The 19,494-nt window shown below is 33.6% G+C and carries 20 protein-coding genes; 7 read left to right on the top strand and 13 right to left on the bottom strand.

From position 1 onward, the window contains the following. Window positions 1–16: 16 nt before the first annotated feature. The 4 genes from JQC67_RS01095 to JQC67_RS01080 all read right to left on the bottom strand — a co-directional run bounded on the left by JQC67_RS01095 (window position 17) and on the right by JQC67_RS01080 (window position 4,245). Entirely contained in the window at window positions 17–712 is a 696-nt protein-coding gene (locus JQC67_RS01095) for a glycosyltransferase family 2 protein (protein WP_203251019.1), read from the bottom strand. Window positions 713–792: 80 nt separating this feature from the next. Next, window positions 793–1,278: a toxin-antitoxin system YwqK family antitoxin gene (locus JQC67_RS01090; RefSeq protein WP_203251018.1), complete on the bottom strand. Its 486-nt coding sequence runs from the start codon at window positions 1,276–1,278 to the stop codon at window positions 793–795. Between the two features lie 33 nt (window positions 1,279–1,311). After that, window positions 1,312–2,892, bottom strand: coding sequence for a 4Fe-4S binding protein (locus JQC67_RS01085; protein ID WP_203251017.1), 1,581 nt, complete (start codon window positions 2,890–2,892; stop codon window positions 1,312–1,314). A gap of 6 nt (window positions 2,893–2,898) precedes the next feature. Next, window positions 2,899–4,245 (bottom strand): NAD(P)/FAD-dependent oxidoreductase, encoded by a 1,347-nt coding sequence (locus tag JQC67_RS01080; protein WP_203251016.1) that lies wholly within the window; start codon window positions 4,243–4,245, stop codon window positions 2,899–2,901. A 139-nt stretch (window positions 4,246–4,384) separates the two neighbouring features. Between JQC67_RS01080 and JQC67_RS01075 the strand changes: the two genes are divergently transcribed. The 5 genes from JQC67_RS01075 to JQC67_RS01055 all read left to right on the top strand — a co-directional run bounded on the left by JQC67_RS01075 (window position 4,385) and on the right by JQC67_RS01055 (window position 9,518). Beyond that, complete coding sequence (locus tag JQC67_RS01075; protein ID WP_203251015.1) at window positions 4,385–5,272, top strand: hypothetical protein; 888 nt, start codon at window positions 4,385–4,387, stop codon at window positions 5,270–5,272. A gap of 45 nt (window positions 5,273–5,317) precedes the next feature. Next, entirely contained in the window at window positions 5,318–6,319 is a 1,002-nt protein-coding gene (locus tag JQC67_RS01070) for a glycoside hydrolase family 113 (protein WP_203251014.1), read from the top strand. A 1-nt stretch (window position 6,320) separates the two neighbouring features. Further along, window positions 6,321–7,052, top strand: a complete 732-nt coding sequence (locus JQC67_RS01065; protein WP_238934430.1) for a hypothetical protein — start codon at window positions 6,321–6,323, stop codon at window positions 7,050–7,052. A 45-nt stretch (window positions 7,053–7,097) separates the two neighbouring features. Next, a complete protein-coding gene (locus JQC67_RS01060; protein WP_317198345.1) occupies window positions 7,098–8,321 on the top strand; it encodes a BamA/TamA family outer membrane protein in 1,224 nt (407 codons plus the stop codon). 126 nt (window positions 8,322–8,447) lie between these two features. Then, window positions 8,448–9,518, top strand: coding sequence for an N-acetylmuramoyl-L-alanine amidase family protein (locus tag JQC67_RS01055; protein WP_203251013.1), 1,071 nt, complete (start codon window positions 8,448–8,450; stop codon window positions 9,516–9,518). 4 nt (window positions 9,519–9,522) lie between these two features. Here JQC67_RS01055 and JQC67_RS01050 read toward each other — a convergent pair whose 3' ends face one another. Next, window positions 9,523–10,023, bottom strand: coding sequence for a hypothetical protein (locus JQC67_RS01050; RefSeq protein ID WP_203251012.1), 501 nt, complete (start codon window positions 10,021–10,023; stop codon window positions 9,523–9,525). A gap of 174 nt (window positions 10,024–10,197) precedes the next feature. Between JQC67_RS01050 and JQC67_RS01045 the strand changes: the two genes are divergently transcribed. Then, a complete protein-coding gene (locus tag JQC67_RS01045; RefSeq protein ID WP_203251011.1) occupies window positions 10,198–11,034 on the top strand; it encodes a mechanosensitive ion channel family protein in 837 nt (278 codons plus the stop codon). Between the two features lie 2 nt (window positions 11,035–11,036). Here the strand turns inward: JQC67_RS01045 and JQC67_RS01040 are convergent, their stop codons facing one another. The 5 genes from JQC67_RS01040 to JQC67_RS01020 form a co-directional block, all read right to left on the bottom strand. Next, complete coding sequence (locus JQC67_RS01040; RefSeq protein ID WP_203251010.1) at window positions 11,037–11,744, bottom strand: TIGR04283 family arsenosugar biosynthesis glycosyltransferase; 708 nt, start codon at window positions 11,742–11,744, stop codon at window positions 11,037–11,039. Then, window positions 11,731–12,492, bottom strand: coding sequence for a DUF547 domain-containing protein (locus JQC67_RS01035; protein ID WP_203251009.1), 762 nt, complete (start codon window positions 12,490–12,492; stop codon window positions 11,731–11,733). The genes JQC67_RS01040 and JQC67_RS01035 overlap by 14 nt, the downstream gene beginning before the upstream one ends. A gap of 69 nt (window positions 12,493–12,561) precedes the next feature. Further along, complete coding sequence (locus tag JQC67_RS01030; RefSeq protein WP_203251008.1) at window positions 12,562–13,377, bottom strand: purine-nucleoside phosphorylase; 816 nt, start codon at window positions 13,375–13,377, stop codon at window positions 12,562–12,564. Then, the gene (locus tag JQC67_RS01025; RefSeq protein WP_203251007.1) at window positions 13,374–14,051 is read right to left on the bottom strand and encodes a TIGR04282 family arsenosugar biosynthesis glycosyltransferase; all 678 of its coding nucleotides are present in this window, start codon (window positions 14,049–14,051) and stop codon (window positions 13,374–13,376) included. The genes JQC67_RS01030 and JQC67_RS01025 overlap by 4 nt, the downstream gene beginning before the upstream one ends. 32 nt (window positions 14,052–14,083) lie before the next feature. Then, on the bottom strand, window positions 14,084–14,554 hold the full coding sequence (locus tag JQC67_RS01020; protein WP_394369462.1) for a rhodanese-like domain-containing protein: 471 nt from the start codon (window positions 14,552–14,554) through the stop codon (window positions 14,084–14,086). Between the two features lie 149 nt (window positions 14,555–14,703). On the opposite strand from JQC67_RS01020, the gene JQC67_RS01015 reads away from it, so the two are divergent. Further along, window positions 14,704–16,263 carry a glycoside hydrolase family 32 protein gene (locus JQC67_RS01015; RefSeq protein ID WP_203251005.1) on the top strand — a complete coding sequence of 520 codons (1,560 nt, stop codon included), beginning with the start codon at window positions 14,704–14,706 and terminating at the stop codon, window positions 16,261–16,263. Between the two features lie 13 nt (window positions 16,264–16,276). On the opposite strand, the gene JQC67_RS01010 is transcribed toward JQC67_RS01015, so the two are convergent. Genes JQC67_RS01010 through JQC67_RS01000 form a run of 3 tightly spaced genes read right to left on the bottom strand, consistent with a single transcriptional unit; the run spans window position 16,277 to window position 19,476 of the window. Next, the gene (locus JQC67_RS01010) at window positions 16,277–17,560 is read right to left on the bottom strand and encodes an ADP-ribosylglycohydrolase family protein (protein WP_203251004.1); all 1,284 of its coding nucleotides are present in this window, start codon (window positions 17,558–17,560) and stop codon (window positions 16,277–16,279) included. Further along, window positions 17,557–18,531 carry a phosphotransferase gene (locus tag JQC67_RS01005; protein ID WP_203251003.1) on the bottom strand — a complete coding sequence of 325 codons (975 nt, stop codon included), beginning with the start codon at window positions 18,529–18,531 and terminating at the stop codon, window positions 17,557–17,559. Before JQC67_RS01005 ends, JQC67_RS01010 begins: the two co-directional genes overlap by 4 nt. A gap of 3 nt (window positions 18,532–18,534) precedes the next feature. Continuing rightward, complete coding sequence (locus JQC67_RS01000; RefSeq protein ID WP_203251002.1) at window positions 18,535–19,476, bottom strand: nucleoside hydrolase; 942 nt, start codon at window positions 19,474–19,476, stop codon at window positions 18,535–18,537. Window positions 19,477–19,494: the final 18 nt, after the last annotated feature.

Here is a 19,494-nt window from a genome sequence, read left to right as displayed (position 1 = left end):
ATACAAAAATCTTGTTTTATTTTACGCTATACTTGAATATCCAACCCAAGATTTTTATGCCTGCAAATATACTACCTTTTACAGTTCCTGATACTTTTGAAACACCAATTCTTTTCTTGTAATGCACTGGTATTTCGGTATATGTCAGCTTCTTTTTTAGAGCCTTTAATTGCATCTCAACTGTCCAGCCATAAGTCTTGTCTTCCATCTCAAGTTGCAACAACTTATCATACCTTATAGCTCTAAACGGCCCAAGGTCAGTAAATGTTGCCCCGAAAAACAATTTCATTAAGCTGGTAGCCAATTGATTACCAAATATTTGCTGTGGCGTCATGCTACCTGCCTCTCTAAATCGCTTAACTCGTGCACCAATAACAAAATCAAAACCTTCATTAATAATTGGGGCTACAAGCTTTGTTAGTTCTTCAGGATAATCACTATAGTCTCCATCGATAAATACGATAATATCAGGTTGTTCGGATTGTTCTGCGATATAATTCATGCCTTTTAAACATGCATAACCATAACCTCTTTGTGCTTCAGAAAGTACCGTAGCTCCTGATTCTGTTGCGTTTTGAACTGTATTGTCTGTAGAATTATTGTTAACTACTATAATTTCAGAAACAATATCAGGAATTTCATTGATAACCGACGCAATGGAGTCAGCCTCATTAAATGCAGGAATGATGACTTTTATTATCGTGTTTTCCATTGAAGGCACCTATTATAGGTTCTGTTTATACGCTAAAATTATAATTATAAAAAAGCGGCAAAAATAGAAGGTTTTAAACATTATCGTAAATCAGTTAATCTATTTTCGTGTTTGAAACTTTTTAAATCATACCATTCTTTTATTTTCTTACCCTTATTATATTTTGCGGCAGCAGCTATTTCACCATTATCATATTGAAGGCAGTAACCGTTTTTAACGCCAGTATTTAATTGACATTTATAATCTAATCTTCCATATTCATCATAGTATAACCACCAATCAGATTTTTGCCCTTTTGAATAATGACCTTCTTTGCTAAGTATTTCGTTGGGTGTATAGAAATACCAATATTCTACTCGTTTTCCTTTCTTATAGTGGCCTTTTTCTGAAACAGCACCGTTTGTGTAATAAAATTTCCAGTAGCCTGACTTGACACCGTTTTGTACCCAGCCTTCTGATTTCTTTTTGCCAGTTTCATAGTATTCTTTGTAATAGCGATTATTTTCTTTGGATGAATTTCCGAAGAAAAATAATATGGTCGCTATTATAAATATTTTATGAATCATTATTGCTAAGCTGAGTTATCAATATTTTCTGCCTTACTTTTTATTTACTAAATCCATTAAATCAACATCATTACCTAATAAAACTTCAGTTGGATTTATGCGACCCTCCTCAGGCCCGTTTTCTAATTTTAAAACACCACGTGGGCAAACGGCTGAACATATGCCACAACCTACACAGCTTGATCGAATAATGTTTTCGCCTTTTTGGGCATAGGCACGAACATCAATACCCTGCTCACAATAGGTTGAACAATTGCCACATGAAATGCATTGACCGCCATTGGTGGTTATTCTAAAACGTGATTTAAATCGTTGTACAAATCCTAAATAGGCAGCAAGCGGACAACCAAAACGGCACCAGACTCTGTTTCCGAAAATAGGGTAGAACCCAGTTCCGATTACTCCGGCAAAAACGGAACCAATAGCTAAACTATATGTGTTTTGAATGCTTTGTGTTTTAATTCCTAAAACTGTACTAGTTTCTTCAAAAAAGCTGTACAAAGTCATGCCAGTCATTACTACGGCAAAAAGCAATACGCCATGAATTAACCAACGTTCTATTTTCCATGAGAATAATGATTTACTTGAATGTTGTCTGTACGGATCACCCAATGTTTCGGCTAAACCCCCGCAACCGCAAACCCAAGAACAATACCATCTTTTTCCGAAGAAATAGACCATAACGGGCACAATTACCAAAGTAAGCACAACACCCCAAACTAAAATGAAAAGCCCAATGCCACCACTATTTAAAAGTGATTTTAAATTCCATTGAAAGAAAAAATCATAATCTAACGGAAAAGCATTCTTAAAATCATAATACGGCATTTGTAGTCGTGTCATGATTTCAGGAATCAAAAAAGCAAAAACAATTTGAAAGAACAATACCGAAGTTGTTCGTACCATTTGATAAACATTATGGCGGTATTTTATGTACATTCTAATAGCCATAACCGTCATAACAACGCAATACATAAAACCGTAAACAAACCAATGACCTGCGGGGTTTCCGCTTAAACTTTCACTAATAGGGTCTACTAAATACGTCCAGTTTGTTGCAAATTCTGGTCTAAAATACAGTACTAAATAAAAGCTTACCAGAAAGATAAAAACCAACCATGCTACCCAACCTTTGTTTGTTGCATTTTCGTGATATATACCGTCATTTTTAATCCCTTTTTTGCCTTGGAGAATAATATTGGGTAGTATAAAAAGTAAGGCACCAATAATACCGAGTCCGAAAGTTAAAAACCACATCAAACCTTTATTATTAGCTATAAATCCTATGCCTGAAGTTTTGCCAATAAGGGAGGCCATATCATGTGGCGATGTGTAAATTACCTTTTTATATTCCTTGTTTATTCTGTGTTGTGCGTTTGCTTTTTCAAGGGCGTCGACTATTTTTGGGGAGAGGCTTGTCATGCCACTAAACTCTCTACCAACAACTTCAGTTTGCATCGACTGAATAAATAGTTCGCTTTTAAACCCTTTGTCAGCAACAATTTGATCAAACGTAGTTTGGTCTAATTTAAAATTTCCTATTAAAGGAAGCACTGTAAAAATGCCCAATCCAATTAAGAATATTACTAATCCTATGTTTTTTATAGTTTTCATATTCTTTTACGCTTTTGCAAAAATTCGTTTCCAACTTTTTTTCTTAGGTGAAATAGTTGTTCCAAATTCCGTGTTGAATTTTGATATAATTTCAGCTTCATAGTTTGAATAAAACTCTGGATCAAAATTGGCATCTTTTAAATACTCTAGAACATAATCAACAGGGCGTTCTTCGGTTAACCAGCGGTCAAATATTTCATGCCGCATTCGAATACCAAAGGTGTTAATGCCTAAAAATTTCCTAGAATTCTTATCGAAGGCAATCGTAATACATATAAATTCTTTAGAATGGCGCCAATGAAAGTGTTGCTCGTTTTCTTTTAATCCTTTTTCACTAAACACCCATCCATAGGTCTGGTATTCAACATCTAAGAACTTCGCTGAATTAAACCAATGCCCAGGATTGTATTCGCGCTTTTTACCGCAAATGGTTTGTGCTAAGGCTTCACCCATCATTCGCCCAGTATACCAAACAGCTTCAATGGGCCTTCGGTTGCCGATTGCTTCATGTTGTTCTGCACAATCACCAATAGCATATATATCTGGAATATTAGTTTCTAAAAAACGATTCACTTTAACACCTCTCCCCAATGCAATACCTGAATCTTTTAAAAAATCGATATTGGGAGTGACTCCGGCTGTTAAGCCAACAACATCACATTCAATAGTATCACCTTTATCAGTTGTGATTGCTTTTGCTCTGCCATTTTCATCGGATAGTATCTCAACTAAATTAGTTTCTAAACGTAAATCTATATGATGCTCGAGAATGTGTTCATTAATCATTTCAGATTCTCCTTTTGGAAGAACGCCATTCCAGAAACTGCTTTCACGTACCAAAAAAGTAACGGGTATTTTTCTACTGCGAAGCATTTCGGCTAATTCAATGCCTATTAAACCGCCTCCCACAATTACAGCACGCTTGCAGATCTTATTATTGGGGGCATTTGCTTCTAACTGGTCTAAATCTTGTTTTGAATATAAGCCTTGAACACCTTTTAAGTCTTGTCCTGGCCAGCCAAATTTATTTGGTTTGGAACCGGTAGCAATAATTAATTTATCGTAACTAATTGTATTTCCATCGGATAAAAGCAATGTTTTACTTTCATGATTAACCTCATTTACATAAGCTTTAACCAAGTCGATTCTATTCTTTTTCCAGAACCAATTTTCGTACGGCTGGGTATGTTCAAACTTCATATGTCCCATATACACATACATTAGCGCAGTACGCGAGAAGAAATAATCAGTTTCGGCAGAAATAATAGTTATTTTTTTGTCAGAATTTTTGCGAATGTGTCTGGCGGCCGTAACACCTGCAATTCCATTTCCAATTATAACTATATGTTCCATGTTATTTGATTCTGTTTTGAAGTTCTGTCGTAATTAAAGGTAAGAACTTAATATTTTATTTTTTAGACCATAAAATTTGTAATCCGTAAGTTTTACTATTAAAGTGTGACTATATTCAAGATAAATTAAGTTTTAAGTAATGATTTTCAAAAAAAACATCGTAGTTCTCATTCAATCTTTTCTGTTTTGTATTTGTCTTCAAGCTCAAGATGATCCTATTGATGACCCGGCTGATAAAAGTAATATTCAGCAATACACACCTTCAAAATTAATGGGAAAAGGGCAATGGGATTTTAAATGGTTTAATAATCTCTATACAGAAACTAAAAGTACCTTTAGTAGTGGAAAAATAGCTAGAGCAAACTTTTTTACAGCCACTTTAGAAGCGTATACAGGCGTAGGTGAAAATAAAAGATGGAGTGTTGGTGCCATTGCTAGGGTGCGCAGTAATACTATTAATGATCGGCCAGCATTAGATGTTTTTAAATTTGATAGCGATGCTAGTTCGGCTAGATCTGGTCTTACTGCTTTCGCTCCATCCGTTAAATTTGTTCCAGTTGCGGCGTTAAGTAACCTGTCAATTCAAAGTGCATTTTTTATTCCGCTAATTGATAATGAAACTGAAAATGGGGTTTATTTAGAGCAAAATGGTTTTGTATGGCAAAACCGTATTTTTTATGATTATACTTTTCCTAGTGAGAAATGGCAATTATTTTCTGAATTGAATACTGAATTGAACTTCGGAAAAGCTGGCGATAGCTTTGCTAACAATAGTATGAATTTGGCACCGGGTGTTTTTTTAAGTTATTTTCCGAGCTATAAGTTTACCATTTTAGCATTAGCTCAACATTCGCAACGGTTAGATTTGGGGAATAATTTTAGTCAAAACTATACTGCTTTAGGTGGAGGTGTAAAATATCAATTGACAAGTGCCTTGAATCTAGAGGTGTTATATACCAATTTTGTTAGAGGAAATAATACGGGCTTAGGACAGACATTTAATTTAGGTTTGCGGGTCATTTTATAGCACTAACTAATAAAAAAGCTATTTTAGGGGCCTAATTCGCTATGAATGAAAAAATTAGGACTTCTAATCTTGGCCTTGATGCAATTGTCATGCGCAGGCCAGGTAGTTGATAAAATAAATGGTGTAAGTTTTGTTGCATCTAGAGAAGAGGTTACCCAAAATCATATTGATCCAGTAGTTGCGATTCACGCTACTCATGCTGCTGTAATGCCGTTTGGTTTTATTCGTGATTTAAATTCGCCTGAGGTTGTTTTTAACGCGGAAAGGCAATGGTTTGGTGAAACCAAAAAAGGGGCAAAACAGTATGTTGCCTTGCTTCATAAAAACGGAATAAGTGTAATGCTTAAACCTCAAATATGGGTTTCTAAAGGTCAATTTACAGGTAGTATTACCATGGCAAATGATGAAGATTGGAAAATTCTTGAAAGTTCATATGAAAATTTTATTATTTCGTACGCAACATTAGCCCAAGAAGCAAAGATTGATATGTTTTGTATTGGTACAGAATTGGATTTATTTGTAAAAAATAGACCTCAGTTTTGGACCAACTTAATACAAAAAGTAAAAGAAGTTTACACCGGTAAATTAACTTATGCGGCAAATTGGGATGAGTATACAAGAACGCCCTTTTGGGCTGATTTAGATTTTATAGGTATTGATGCTTATTTTCCGCTTTCAGAAGAAAGAACACCAACTATTGAGCAATTGAAATTAGGATGGCAAAAATGGAAAAAACCTATTGCTGAATTGTCAAAAAAAGAAGGAAAATCCGTAATATTTACTGAGTTTGGTTATCGAAGTATGGACTTTACCGGAAAAAAACCTTGGCTTGTTGATCGCAACGAAGAAAATGTGAACCTAGAAGGTCAGGCTATTGCTACACAGGCGATTTTTGAAGAGTTTTGGCCTGAAGAGTGGTTTGCTGGCGGTTATATCTGGAAATGGTTTATTAATCATGAAAAATCTGGTGGCGTAAATGATAATCGATTTACGCCACAAAATAAGAAAGCGGAAGAGGTTATTAGAGAACATTATAAATTGAATTAGTTTGAGATACATACTTGTTTTTTTAGCTTTTATAGTTTGTGGTTGTTCGGTTGATAAAGAAATAATTGCAGGCACTTTAGAAGCTGCAGTTAATGACATAGAGGTTGTTCGAGATAACGTGATTGCATGTGCTGCTAGTAATCTAAACGACGGTCGTACAAGCGTTTTCTTGTATCCTAGAGTGGGGGTTACCAATATTCGTTATTTTGAAACTCGTACTTCAAACTCTGATAAGAATGATTTTTCTGAATATGATGAGGTTGAAGTGAATACTCAAGATGTATTCAATGGCTATTTAAAGAAAATTGAAACAAGGGTAGATGAGGGTGCATGGGTTATTGTATCCTTTGAAGAGGATGGTAAATTGCATTTGTGTAATCCTATCCAAATAAAAAAAGACTCAAAACCTACAGAATACCTTCAAGACAGTGTTGCTGTCACCAATTTAGATTCTACTATGCCCATATTTTCATGGTCAGATGGTGATAATGATGATACCGTTATATATTTTCAAGTTGTTTCTGATATTGAAAATAACTTACTTTCTGGTACCTATACTCAACAAAAAACGTTTCAATACTATGAAACAAATAATGTGGTTTTAAATGTAACTCGTGAAACACCCCCTTTATTAGAATTAAATAGCGATTACAATTTTACACTTATGGGGGTAAGTGAAGATAATTGGGTGAATCTTTTTGTTGAATTGCCTTTTACGCTACAAAAGAATTAGGTCTTGACTTTTATAAAACAATTTTTTCTGATATGGTTTTTACTAGTGAGTGTAACTATTTCGGCGCAATCCATTGTTTCAAAAATCACTATTGAAGGTGCAACAAAAACGAAACTTACTTTTTTAAAAAAACTCATTCAAACTGTTGAAGGTACAGAACTTGATTCCCTTTTGGTTTTAGATGATGTACAGTATTTAAAACGATTACCTTCTATTTCTCATGCGAATTTTGAAGTAGTTTACAATTCGGAAAAAAGTGCGCATGTAATTTTTAGTGTCATAGAGAATTTCACATTAATACCATTTGCCAGCATTTATACCTCAAGTAATGATGAGTTTGCTTTTAGAATAGGTGCGCAAGAGTTTAATTTATTTGGTAGAAATATTACTGTTGGTGGGTTTTATCAATATGATGTTTTTAACTCTTATGGCGTAATTACTAAAGCGCCATATCTCTTTGGTAACAAATGGGGACTTGCTTTAAGTTATCACAATTTAATCACTTTAGAACCCATTTTCTTTGAAGGTACTTCAGCTGATTATCGATACAATAATAAAGCAATTGAATTATTAGCACTTCACCAAATAAATTCACGCAATCGACTGTCTTTTGGTGGGGGCGTTTTCACCGAAAATTATGATTACGAATCTGGTGCGACAAGTATTAATGTGCCATTGACACTTGATATAGACAAAGCATTGTTCAAATTAATTCATGAGTATGATGGTGTTAATTATGATTATCAATTACTAAACGGTTTTAGAAATACTTTTAATTTTCAATATGTAAAAGCCATTAAAGACGGCTTTCCAAGTTTTGTAATTGGTTTTAATGATTTAATCTATTACAGAGAGTTATATGGTAAAGGGGTATGGGCAAACCGATTGAGAGTTGGGCTCTCAAGTAATGAGAACACTCCGTTTGCTCCATTTTCGGTAGATAATAATATTAATATTAGAGGAGTAGGGAATACTATTGATAGAGGTACGGGTACGGTTGTTTTTAATACAGAATACCGTCATAATTTGGTTGATAAAGATTGGTTTATTTTACAAGGAAATATATTTGTTGATGCCGGTACTTGGAGAAACCCTGGTGGTGGATTAGATGATTTTACCAACGCTGAAAATATAAAAGTGTACCCTGGTGTTGGAATTCGATTTGTACATAAACGAATCTTCAATGCGGTTTTTAGAATTGATTATGGTTACGGAATTTCAAAAGACGCAGCTAGAGGTATTGTCTTTGGTATTGGTCAATATTTTTAAATTGTTAAGTAAATAGTTAACTAAATTTAGATTTAAGCTTTCCGGTTTTCTTTTGCTTGTGTAATTTTGTTTGACGGCAATGTTGTTTTAGGCATTGTTTTTGGTTTCTTCATGCAAAAGCTATTAATGAGCGTACGAGATTTAAAAAACACTTTAAGGATATTTTTAATTTTGGCTATTTTATGCAATGGCCAACTTGCAGCACAAGACTCTTTAATTGCGGTAAAGGCTGAAAGTGGAGATGGTATTCTATCACTACTTCGTAAACAGGGTATTCCTGCTTATGATTATTTTGATGAATTTGTTGCGCTTAATATTGAAAACCTAAGAGATAGTGTACATCTGTATGCTGGTAGAACATATAAAATTCCAAATCAAAAAATAGACACGGTACCAGTAGTAGCTGAAATTCAAAAGCAAGCGACTGAAATAAAAAAGGTAATTGGTAGGGAGTTTAAAATTTTTGGTGAAAAGCACTCGGCAGTAGTTTCTCAAAGTGAACGCTTGAAAGGTGCGGTGTACTATTTGGTCTCTGGTCATGGAGGACCAGATCCTGGCGCTATGGCAAAATATGCAGGCACATCTATTGCAGAAGATGAATATGCCTATGATATTACCTTGCGTTTAGCAAAAGAGTTATTGTCACATGGCGCCACAGTTTATATCATTATTAGAGACCCTAATGATGGTATACGTGATGAGAGAATTCTTAAAATAGATCATGATGAGGTGGCTTATTTGGATAAAAAAATTCCATTAAATCAAGTTGCACGGTTGAAACAACGCGTCGATATTGTAAACAAACTTCATAGTGAAAATAGAGGAAAATTTCAGCGGTTAATCGTTACTCATGTTGATAGTAGAAGTAAAGGTCAGAATATTGATGTCTTTTTCTATCATCATGAAAAAAGTAAGAATGGCAAAAAACTGGCTGAAAGCATTCATAAAACATTTCAAAAGAAATATAAAAAGTATCAACCTAATAGAACGTATTCAGGTACTTTTCAAGATCGAACAGCCTTATATCTTGTAAAGCGTACGCACCCGGCAATGACCTTTATTGAAATTGGTAACATCAGAAATAAAAAAGACCAAAGGCGCATATTGGAGCCCGAGAATCGACAAGCTTTAGCAAAATGGATATCTGAAGGTATTATTCTAGATTTTGAAAGTGGTGAAATTGGTCGAATACGTTGAAGATCTAGAAGCTTGCTCTTAGTATAAAAGAATTTGGTGAAATATTGCCAAAACTTTCTTTTGTATTATTAAAAGTTCTTGCCCGATAACCAAGTTCTAATAATAAATTAGGATTTACTTCGTACCCTACACCTCCGAATAAATTGCCACCCATTGATTCAAATTCACCAGTTTCTTGGTTGATGTCAAATGTTGCCTCTGGACCTGAAAACAAGTAAAGATTATTTTTAATATACCATTTGAGCATAAATGAAGAAATGGTTTGTTCATGCGTACCATACTTTTCATAAAAATGTTGCAGTTGTAGCTGCATTTTTTCTGAGAATTGATAATTTACTTTGAAGCTTTTGAATACCTCACCATTTACGCCTTGAGGATAATTTATACCTGAGGATGAAAGTTTCTGTTGGGGTATAAGCACATTATTTTGTTCCTCGATATTTTCTTGACCAATTACATTTAATGAAAATAACATAAAAAGTAAGTAAACAATTGTTGTTTTCATTATAGAGAATTGAATAATATGATTTATTAAAATACAAAATTATGGAGTGCTGATAAAGAGGGGGTATTTTGGTTTAGAAAACCTTTGAATAATCATTTTATCAGAAAATTGGGTAATGGTTACTTTATTCAATTATTGTGATACATTAGATAAATAATTATTAATGTGGTTTATATGGAATTGATAAATAATTTTTTAGAATTTGAGCTTTTCAGCGTTGGAAAATATAGCTTGAAGGTAATTGCTTTGTTTATGGTTTTATTAATTATTATCATCACTAAAGTGATTTTGACTTTAATTAAAAAATCTATTTTTCGAAAAAACAATTTAGATGAGTTCAATGAAGGCAATAGATATTCATTGTTTCAAATAATAAAATACATAATTTGGGTAATTGCAGTGGGCTTTATATTAGAGTCGTTAGGTGTAAAAGTGTCAATTTTATTAGCTGGATCCGCTGCTTTATTAGTTGGGGTTGGTTTGGGCTTACAACAAACATTTAATGACATAATTTCTGGTATTATTTTGCTTTCTGAAAGATCTATTAGAGTAGCAGATATTCTAGAAATTGATGGTGCTATTTTAAAAATACAAGAGATAGGTTTGCGTACCTCTAAAGGGTTAAATACCGATGATATTTCAATAATAATACCTAATTCTTTAATAACAACGAATAAAGTCATTAACTGGAGTCATCAAACAAAACAAAATCGTTTTAGAATAGAGGTAGGCGTTATGTATGGTTGTGATGTGGAGTTTGTTATAAAAATTCTTGAAGATAGCGCTAAAGAACATCCTGAGGTTAATGATGAAAAATTAATAGAGGCAAGACTTGTGAATTTTGGTAATTCATCTTTAGACTTTCAAGTGCTTTTTTATAGTAGTACTATTTTTGGTTCAGATCGAATGAAAAGTGATATTAGAAGAACAATAAACCATAAATTCAATGAAAACAATATAATTATTCCTTTTCCACAGTTGGATGTGCATATAAAATCTAACCCAAAATAATCTTATACCGCTATCTTTCTAGAGTAATATTCGTGAAGCTTATCGGGCCCAGCGCCCATGTAGTTTTTAAGATGCATCATGCCAAAATGATATTGTAATTTTACTTCTCCCTTTTCTTTATAACGCCTAGCTGAAGTGATTACATGACGTGGTAATATTTTAAAATCTACCAATTCATAAAGTCGGTCTGTAAATTCATTATCCTCATAAACCAAGTAGTTTTCATTAAAACCGCCTGTCTTTTCAAACAATGTTTTTGTAATAAATAAAGATTGATCACCACCCCTACAAATTTTGTAATTGAGTTTTGTTAAGCAAGCAAATGCGTTCAAAAATTTACTATCACTATCAAATTTCATACGAAAGCAACCTGCTTGGGCACCAGCATTAATTGCAGTTAAAATTGAAATGTCAAAGTTGTTTGGTGGTAAAGTATCTACATGAAGAAAATAGAGAATACTGCCAGATGCGTGTTTAGCACCACAATTCATTTGAATGGATCTACCCTTTATTGAATGTATGACTTTCACATTTTGCTTTTCTGCTTCAGCAACGGTATAATCAGTGCTTCCACCATCAACTACAATAATCTCTTTGATATTTTTTACTGAACTATATCTAAGAAGATATAAAAGCAAATTTGCTATTGTACTTGCTTCATTAAGTACAGGAATAATTACACTTATTTGTGGTGAATTATCGCGCTTCATTTAAACCCCAATCATAGTTTAAATACGAAATTTTAGAATTTTCTTGTGCTTTGGTTTTTGAATATTTATTTAAATAATCAACTAAAGAACCGTTTTCTGTAAAATCTGATTTGTACCATTTAAAAATATTTGACAATTGCACATTATCTTCTGAAATTTTATTTCTTGATGCATCATTTACAAAGTCTAAAGTGGCCGCCTCTAATTGCTTTTCCATAGTTTCTGCAATAAATGCTTTATTCACTAATTTGGGACATGAATATGAAGCACAATTGATTGCAAAATGAATTCTAGGTTCATCCATTTTACGTAAAATTTTATGTTCAATATTGCCTAGTGATTGCTTTTTTCCACCTACTAGCACCCATTTTTTATCCCACGGACTATTAATGTCTTTAATGCTTTTCAGCGGATAATTGTCTAGAATTAATTTAACCGTAGCAGCATTGTATAAATTAATATAATAGGCTAGTTTCTCATTTTTAGTCCAATTATCTGCGGGTGTATTCTTATTCAGTTGCTCTAAATAGGTTTCTAGTTTGGCTTTATCTGCCACAAAACCAGCGTAATCTACATTTCCTTCGGCATCAACATGTTTTGCTAGAAGTGAATTCCACAAGGTGTGATCATTTGTGCCATACAAAGCCTCATTTTGAGATGGTTCAAAACTAGATTGTATATCACTACTGTATTCTTGTACACAGAAAATTAGCGTACTTAAAGCTGTAAAAATTAAGGTTTTAAACATCGAAATATATTTACTTTCATAGTTTAGTTCAATAGTTGTTCCAAACCTTACAAATTGTATTCATATTCGTTAAACTACTTTTATGAGCTCTGAAAGTAGTTTTATCATTTTTGGCTCTGTTTCGCCTGCTATTCTTATGATTTCTTCAATATTAACAGGTTGTAAATTGTCTGGATCACATTCGTCAGTTAAAACAGAGACGGCAACAACAGGCAGTCTCAAATGATTGGCAACAATGACTTCAGGTACTGTGCTCATACCTACCGCATCTGAACCAATAAGTTTTAGCATTCGGTATTCTGCTTTGGTTTCTAATTGCGGGCCCACTACTGAAGTGTAAACTCCCGATCTTAAATTAATGCCTTCTCGTTCAGCAATGGCAATTAATTTTTGGCGCATGTCAACGTCATACGGTTCCATCATATCAACAAAACGGTCACCAAATTTTCCAACGTTTTTGAATGCTAATGGAGAGCCACCTTGCATATTAATGTGGTCTTCAATGAGCATCATGTCACCTTTTTTATAATCGAGATTTATGGCGCCAGCAGCATTAGAAATGAATAATTTTTGAATGCCTAATAAATGCATAACCCGAATAGGGTAGGTGATGTCTTGAAAATCATAACCTTCATATAAATGAAAACGCCCTTGCATGACTACAACTTTCTTGTTTTCAATACTACCGAATATAAGTTTGCCGGTATGAAATTCTACAGTAGCTAGTGGGAAAAACGGAATATGGTTATAGTGAGCTACAATTGGGTCTTGAATAATATCAACTAATTTTCCAAGACCTGTTCCTAAAACTATGCCTATTTCAGGTGAATCAAATCCTTTGCTTTTTAAATAAGCAACCGATTCATCTAATTGTTTTTGTGTCATGCTTTCATGTGTTTTATAAATGGATAAAAGACTTTTTGGTTTTCAATGTCTTCATAAACATCAATATCATTTCGGATGGGAAGTAATTCCAATTTTTCACCCTCTAAATTTTGTACCGTACTTTCAAGAACTGATGAAGTTCCCCATTTTTTATTTTGAAAAAGTGCAGCATTGAATTTTTTCATTCCTAATAAATAATATCCTCCGTCGTCTGCTGGGCCAATTACAAAATCATTTTTTTCTAAGGATGTAAAAGCAGCTTCTATATCGTTCTGACTTAAATCATACATATCACTGCCAATAACGATTATCTTTTCAAACCCAGATGTAAATCCATCTTGAAAAGCATTAGCCATTCGTATGCCTAAATCTGCCCCTACTTGTAATTTTTTATCAAAGAACATAGAATTCCAAATGTCATTTTCCCAGATATCCTCAGAGTAAAAAACTTGTTTGACAGCATTTAAATTCTGTGTGAAAGAAACTGTATGTTGCAATAAAAATTTATAAATTTCTAAGGCAGCTTCATCACCTACTTTTGCGGCAAGTCGTGTTTTGCACTTGCCTAAAACAGGGTTGCGGGTGAAAATAAGGAGTAAGTTTTTAGAGTCAACAAGATTGTAGTGGACTGTTTTTTTATTTTCTTGATTCTGATTGTTAACTATAATACCCAATACTTGATAAATTTATAAGTGATTAGAAGTTATTAATTGTTTATTATAACTTTCCGCTTGTTTTTTGCTTTCTTTTTATTGTAAACCTTTTCACCTGCAGTTAATAATTTACCCCAATTTTTATTATATGCATGCACTTGTTCAGTTTCATTACCTAGGGTGTCATACACTAGTTTGCCTTCATTTTTCCATTCGAAAATTCCACCATATAAATTGCTGATATTTGAATAGCCAGCTTTTTGTAGCTTTTCACCAACATCTTCTGAGCGTACCCCAATTGAGCAGTAAACAACTATTTTACTTTTAGCATTTGGAATTTTATTTAAAACGGAGTCAATTTCAAATTCATTGTAACCAACCCAAATAGCATTCTTAAGATGACTGACATCGTATTCTGCTTTTTCTCTTGTATCAAGCAAAATTATATCAGCTATTTTTGAAAGACTATCAACTTTTATGTACGGTACACTTTCGCTATTCAATTGCTTGAGTGAACGATCAATTTTCGTTTGAGCTATTGCATTGGTTGCAATTAGTATGAATAGTAAAATGTTTAAGGCTATTTTCAGAATGCTATCTATTTATTACCGCAAATATACTATTTTAGGGATGTTATTATATATTTCTATTAACGACACTAACGATTCAATCCATGAGAAATCTCTTAATTATACTATTAATTTCAATGACATTTTTTGCCTGTAAAGAACAGCAAAAGAAGGTTGAAACAGTAGTTTCTAATGATCTAGTTGATTCACTATATTACAATGAGCCTTATCGGTCTCAGTATCATTTTACACCCGAAGAAAAATGGATGAATGATCCAAATGGTATGGTATACCATAATGGAATTTACCATTTGTTTTATCAGTATTACCCAGAAGATATTGTTTGGGGGCCAATGCATTGGGGGCATGCTACAAGTAAAGATTTAATTCATTGGCAACATAAACCTATTGCTTTATACCCTGATGAATTGGGCTTAATTTTTTCAGGTGGTGCTGTGCTTGACAAACAGAATACTTCAGGTTTTGGTTCATTAGAAAACCCACCTCTCGTGGCAATTTATACCTATCATTTGATGGAAGGAGAAAAAGCGGGTAGAAAAGATTTTCAGACGCAGGGTATTGCGTATAGTTTAGATAATGGAGATTCATGGGTAAAGTATGAGGGCAATCCGGTAATAGGAAATACAGATATCAAAGATTTTAGAGATCCTAAAGTGATGTGGCATGAGCCATCAAAAAACTGGGTTTTAACCTTAGTAGCGGGTGATCATGCGCAATTTTATAGTTCTAAAGATTTAAAATCGTGGTCGTTGACTGGTAAATTTGGTAAAGAAATTGGGGCTCATGGCGGAGTTTGGGAATGTCCTGATTTATTTAAATTGAAAGTTGGTGATACTGAAGAAGAAAAATGGGTATTGCTAATTAGCATTAATCCGGGTGCACCAAATGGCGGCAGTGGAACTCAATATTTTATTGGTGATTTTGATGGAAAAACTTTTACCACCAATCAAAAAGATATTAAATGGATTGATTGGGGTACCGATAATTATGCTGGGGTTACCTATGATAATGAGCCTAATGATGAACGAATTTTTATTGGTTGGATGAGTAACTGGACGTACGCAAGAGATACACCTACTGAAAAATGGCGTAGTGCTATGACCTTACCTAGAACACTGAGTTTAAGTAAAATTGATGGTGCTTATACCTTATTGAATTATCCGATAGATAATCTTCAAAATATTATTTCTGAAGGTGAAACAAAAGATATTTCAATTGCAAGTAACGGGAATGAAATATTGAATTTTAAAGATTTAAATCAGTCTGAAATTCGGTTTAAAACGAAAGCTAAAAATTTTCAATTAAGCTTGAGTAATTCTTTAAAAGAAGAAGTTATACTGACGGTAAGTGATGATGAAAATATGGTTACCCTTAATAGAGTGAATTCAGGTAAGACCGAATTTCAAGAAGATTTTGGAAGTATTCAGAAAATGCCAATTAATGAATTGCCAGAAGATGCATACGAAGTACGAATTTTGGTTGATCAATCATCAATAGAAATTTTTATTAATGAGGGGCAACATGTAATGACTGCTCAACTTTTTCCTAATGAACCGTACAATAGTCTGATTCTTGAAAATTTAAGTGAAGACGAACTATTGTTTAATGATTTCGGATTAAATAAGGTTTCACGTATTTGGTAATCGAGGTTTTATTTTACTGATAAAAAGATGTGGTCATTTCATGTGCCATTGCTTCTAAATCAATACCCATGTTTTCTTTGCTAACTTTTAAAATAGTAGTTTTTAAAGGTGTTGGTAAATTCGAATAACCATCTTTTGCGCCTAGAATCATTCCTGCAACAGCTGCGACTGTATCATTGTCACGACCATAGTTTACAATGAATTGCATTGTTTTTTCAAAATCACCTTGACCAAAAGCAATAGCGGTTACCGTAATTTGCCAAATTTCACCAGCATGAAAGGCAATTGCCTTTTTATCATTATCTAAATAGGTATATAAATAATCTTGTTGCAACCAATCTTGCTCGGTATGAGTATATCCTTTTGGAACCGCCGTAACTAGAGAATCTTTTTCTAAACTTAAATTTCTTGAAACTAAAACGGTACGGCGTGCAGCATCAAGAACATTTTGACTAATTCGCATTACCAACCTACTGCTTTTATAACCTAAAGGATCTACAAAAATGGCAGTGTTGAGAATTGAATCTATATTCTTTGTTTGCATGGCTGTTTGCGTCATCGCGGCCACAAGGCCAGAAATATCTTTAGCATACCCTATATCAAAAATTGAATGCTCATAGGCAGTGCTGTAAGCTTCTTCAGGGTTGTTTGCAATTAACCCGAACATGGGCGTATATAATTGTCCGGCACAAGACATTTCGCCGCCATAAAAACGGTTTAGTGCTTTTTGATAGGCTTTGCCATTATTCTGATAAGCTAGTGCAACCCGTGCCCATTCTTTTATCCAATCTACTTTTTCAATTTGATTGTCTAATAAATCAGGGTTTTTAGCAATAGCATCACCTCCTAACTCTTTGGTTAATGATGCATAGTAGTCTGTAATAAATTTTGAAAATTGCTCAGGGCTTAATTTTACTTTATTGCTTGAAAAATAGTTAACCATAAAATATTTCCAACGGGTGTCATCAGTAGTTGCTCCGGCGAGAAGGTTATGGTCCCAAGTACCTTCTGGTGACTGTTCTCGAGTTGCAGCAGTAAGGCCATTAATATATCCGTATTTTAATTGAATCTCATTTCTGTGCCACATTTCTGTAGAAGCCCCCATTGCATCACCTATTGCGGAGCCAACTAATGCACCTAATACCTTATCATAATATTCTTCTTTAGATAGCTTAATAGTGTCAGCTATAAATGCCGACTTTTTGGGTGAAGGTATATCTACTTTAGATTCAGATTCTTTACATGAAAGTAGAGTAACGAAAATAGTACAAGTGGCAATAATCAGTTTGATTTTCATGCTAGAATCATTTTGCGTGCTTTTTTTAAGAGTGCTTTTTTCTCTTCAATTGTTCTATCTAATGGCAATTGCGCCAGGCCTATAATGCGTCTCATTATCTCAATACCTGCAACTCGTGAAAGTAATTTAAAATCAACTTCGCCATCATAATTCTGATATATGCGATTTAAATATTTTTTCTTTCCTGTAGCCATTATTAAATGTGCAGCCATAACCCCTAAGTCAAATTCAGCGAATCCTTTAAAACTGAATTCAGGATCAATAACATAAAGGTTGTTTTTTTCGGTCATCCAACTTCCGGGATAATAATCGCCATGTAAAAGGGTATTTCCTTTAGATAGATATTTTTTTCCTACTTTTTTAATTACTTTTTTTAGGGCTTTATCTTGCTTGTAGGGTAGTGATAATTCTTGAAGCCCCATTTGAACTTCATCCAAAGAAAACCCATTGTTTTCTAAAAAAGGTAGTACAAAAATATGTTGATGGTTTAGTTGGCGCATTTCTTTATTCTCAGGAAAATCATCAGTCACTTTTGTGCGATGAATAAGCCCAATAATAAATATCAATTTTTGAAATACCTTCTTGTCAACTTCTTTTTTGTTATAAATGGTGACCATATCTTCACAATCACCAAGATCTTCTAAAAGCATTAAATAGTCTTGAATGTCAAAGCCTAATATTTTAGGCATATGCGCGCTTAATGCGCTTTGTTTTAATGTTTTGTAGAATTGATATTCTACATATAGCCTTTCTAATGGAGCGGCTATTTGCTGATACTTTTGAACAAATGGACGTGACTGTTTTAGAATAAATGAACGTTGATTCGTTTTAATACGTAAAACAACATTCATATTGCCCTCACCTGGTTTTTCTATTGCTAAAATGGCTTCGTTTTTTGAGAGTAGCCAATTGTTTACGTGCAAATATTCTTGCAAGGCTGAGATAAGAGTATTTTGGTCAAAAGTATTCATTGATCAATTTTTATTGATTTGATATTTTTTAATACTGGTCCAAAAATCAGCTTTCATTTTCGCCACCGCAATTTTCGTATATATTGTTATGGGACGCTGTAAATTCTCTTTTGGTGTTATAAATGTAGTTTTTTCTGCCAATTCAGTATGAATTAAGGCCTCAATAATTGCGAGATCCCACATAATCCATTTTTGTTTTTCAGGGTCTTCTTTGGTCCACCATCTGTCATAAGTCTCCCAGCGGTTTACTAAAAGATCAGAGATTCCTCCCTTACCTTTTAAATACTGGTCAACTTCCTTTTTGCTAAATACCAAATGTTGAGAAGTAGTAGCAGTCATAACAGAGAAATCAAGTTTAGGCGCATTTAAAAGCACATCAACGGCAAGCGGGTCATTATTTGTGTTGAATTCTTTTTTATCATAGGTGTTTGTAGTTGTATTATGCCAAAAACCAATATAATGAGCTTGAATTTTCGGTATAATACTAGGGTCTTTTAAAATAGCAGATGCTAGGTTTGTGCAGGGTCCTAAAATTACGACTTGTAATTTTTGACCCTCTTTCAATTCATGTGCTTTTTTTATAATGAAATCAGCAGCCTCTGATTGTGCGGGGCTTGAAATATTTTTTAATGGATGATTACTGCCTAAAGGCAGCACTATTTCTTCGTGATTAAGTAATTGAACTAATTCTTCATTAATTTTTTGACTCTCATAAACTGTAGAATCAGAAGCAAGTGGTGAGGTGTGAAATTGTGCTGAAGTAATGCCTAATAAATTAAACTTCGGTTCATTTATTGCGCGAACTAAAGCGAAAAGATCATCAACTTCATTGGCGGTATCTGCATCAATAATAAGTTGAATTTTGTCATTTACTTCTTGAGCCTTACAATTCAGAACAGTGAAAACTAATAATAAAGTGTGAATAAATATTAGGGACTTTTTCATCAAATTGTTAGAATAAAT

Origin of the sequence: Aurantibacter crassamenti, from assembly GCF_016811105.1 — a bacterium.
GTDB classification, from domain to species: domain Bacteria; phylum Bacteroidota; class Bacteroidia; order Flavobacteriales; family Flavobacteriaceae; genus Aurantibacter_A; species Aurantibacter_A crassamenti.
Note: the sequence above shows the minus strand (reverse complement) of the source record. Positions and strands in the feature narration are given on the sequence as shown.

What these genes read in the sequence shown, in the direction of transcription:
- JQC67_RS01095 (WP_203251019.1), bottom strand. Translation starts at nt 712, where the DNA reads ATGGAAAACACGATAATAAAAGTCATCATTCCTGCATTTAATGAGGCT.
- JQC67_RS01090 (WP_203251018.1), bottom strand. Translation starts at nt 1,278, where the DNA reads ATGATTCATAAAATATTTATAATAGCGACCATATTATTTTTCTTCGGA.
- JQC67_RS01085 (WP_203251017.1), bottom strand. Translation starts at nt 2,892, where the DNA reads ATGAAAACTATAAAAAACATAGGATTAGTAATATTCTTAATTGGATTG.
- JQC67_RS01080 (WP_203251016.1), bottom strand. Translation starts at nt 4,245, where the DNA reads ATGGAACATATAGTTATAATTGGAAATGGAATTGCAGGTGTTACGGCC.
- JQC67_RS01075 (WP_203251015.1), top strand. Translation starts at nt 4,385, where the DNA reads ATGATTTTCAAAAAAAACATCGTAGTTCTCATTCAATCTTTTCTGTTT.
- JQC67_RS01070 (WP_203251014.1), top strand. Translation starts at nt 5,318, where the DNA reads ATGAAAAAATTAGGACTTCTAATCTTGGCCTTGATGCAATTGTCATGC.
- JQC67_RS01055 (WP_203251013.1), top strand. Translation starts at nt 8,448, where the DNA reads ATGAGCGTACGAGATTTAAAAAACACTTTAAGGATATTTTTAATTTTG.
- JQC67_RS01050 (WP_203251012.1), bottom strand. Translation starts at nt 10,023, where the DNA reads ATGAAAACAACAATTGTTTACTTACTTTTTATGTTATTTTCATTAAAT.
- JQC67_RS01045 (WP_203251011.1), top strand. Translation starts at nt 10,198, where the DNA reads ATGGAATTGATAAATAATTTTTTAGAATTTGAGCTTTTCAGCGTTGGA.
- JQC67_RS01040 (WP_203251010.1), bottom strand. Translation starts at nt 11,744, where the DNA reads ATGAAGCGCGATAATTCACCACAAATAAGTGTAATTATTCCTGTACTT.
- JQC67_RS01035 (WP_203251009.1), bottom strand. Translation starts at nt 12,492, where the DNA reads ATGTTTAAAACCTTAATTTTTACAGCTTTAAGTACGCTAATTTTCTGT.
- JQC67_RS01030 (WP_203251008.1), bottom strand. Translation starts at nt 13,377, where the DNA reads ATGACACAAAAACAATTAGATGAATCGGTTGCTTATTTAAAAAGCAAA.
- JQC67_RS01015 (WP_203251005.1), top strand. Translation starts at nt 14,704, where the DNA reads ATGAGAAATCTCTTAATTATACTATTAATTTCAATGACATTTTTTGCC.
- JQC67_RS01010 (WP_203251004.1), bottom strand. Translation starts at nt 17,560, where the DNA reads ATGAAAATCAAACTGATTATTGCCACTTGTACTATTTTCGTTACTCTA.
- JQC67_RS01005 (WP_203251003.1), bottom strand. Translation starts at nt 18,531, where the DNA reads ATGAATACTTTTGACCAAAATACTCTTATCTCAGCCTTGCAAGAATAT.
- JQC67_RS01000 (WP_203251002.1), bottom strand. Translation starts at nt 19,476, where the DNA reads ATGAAAAAGTCCCTAATATTTATTCACACTTTATTATTAGTTTTCACT.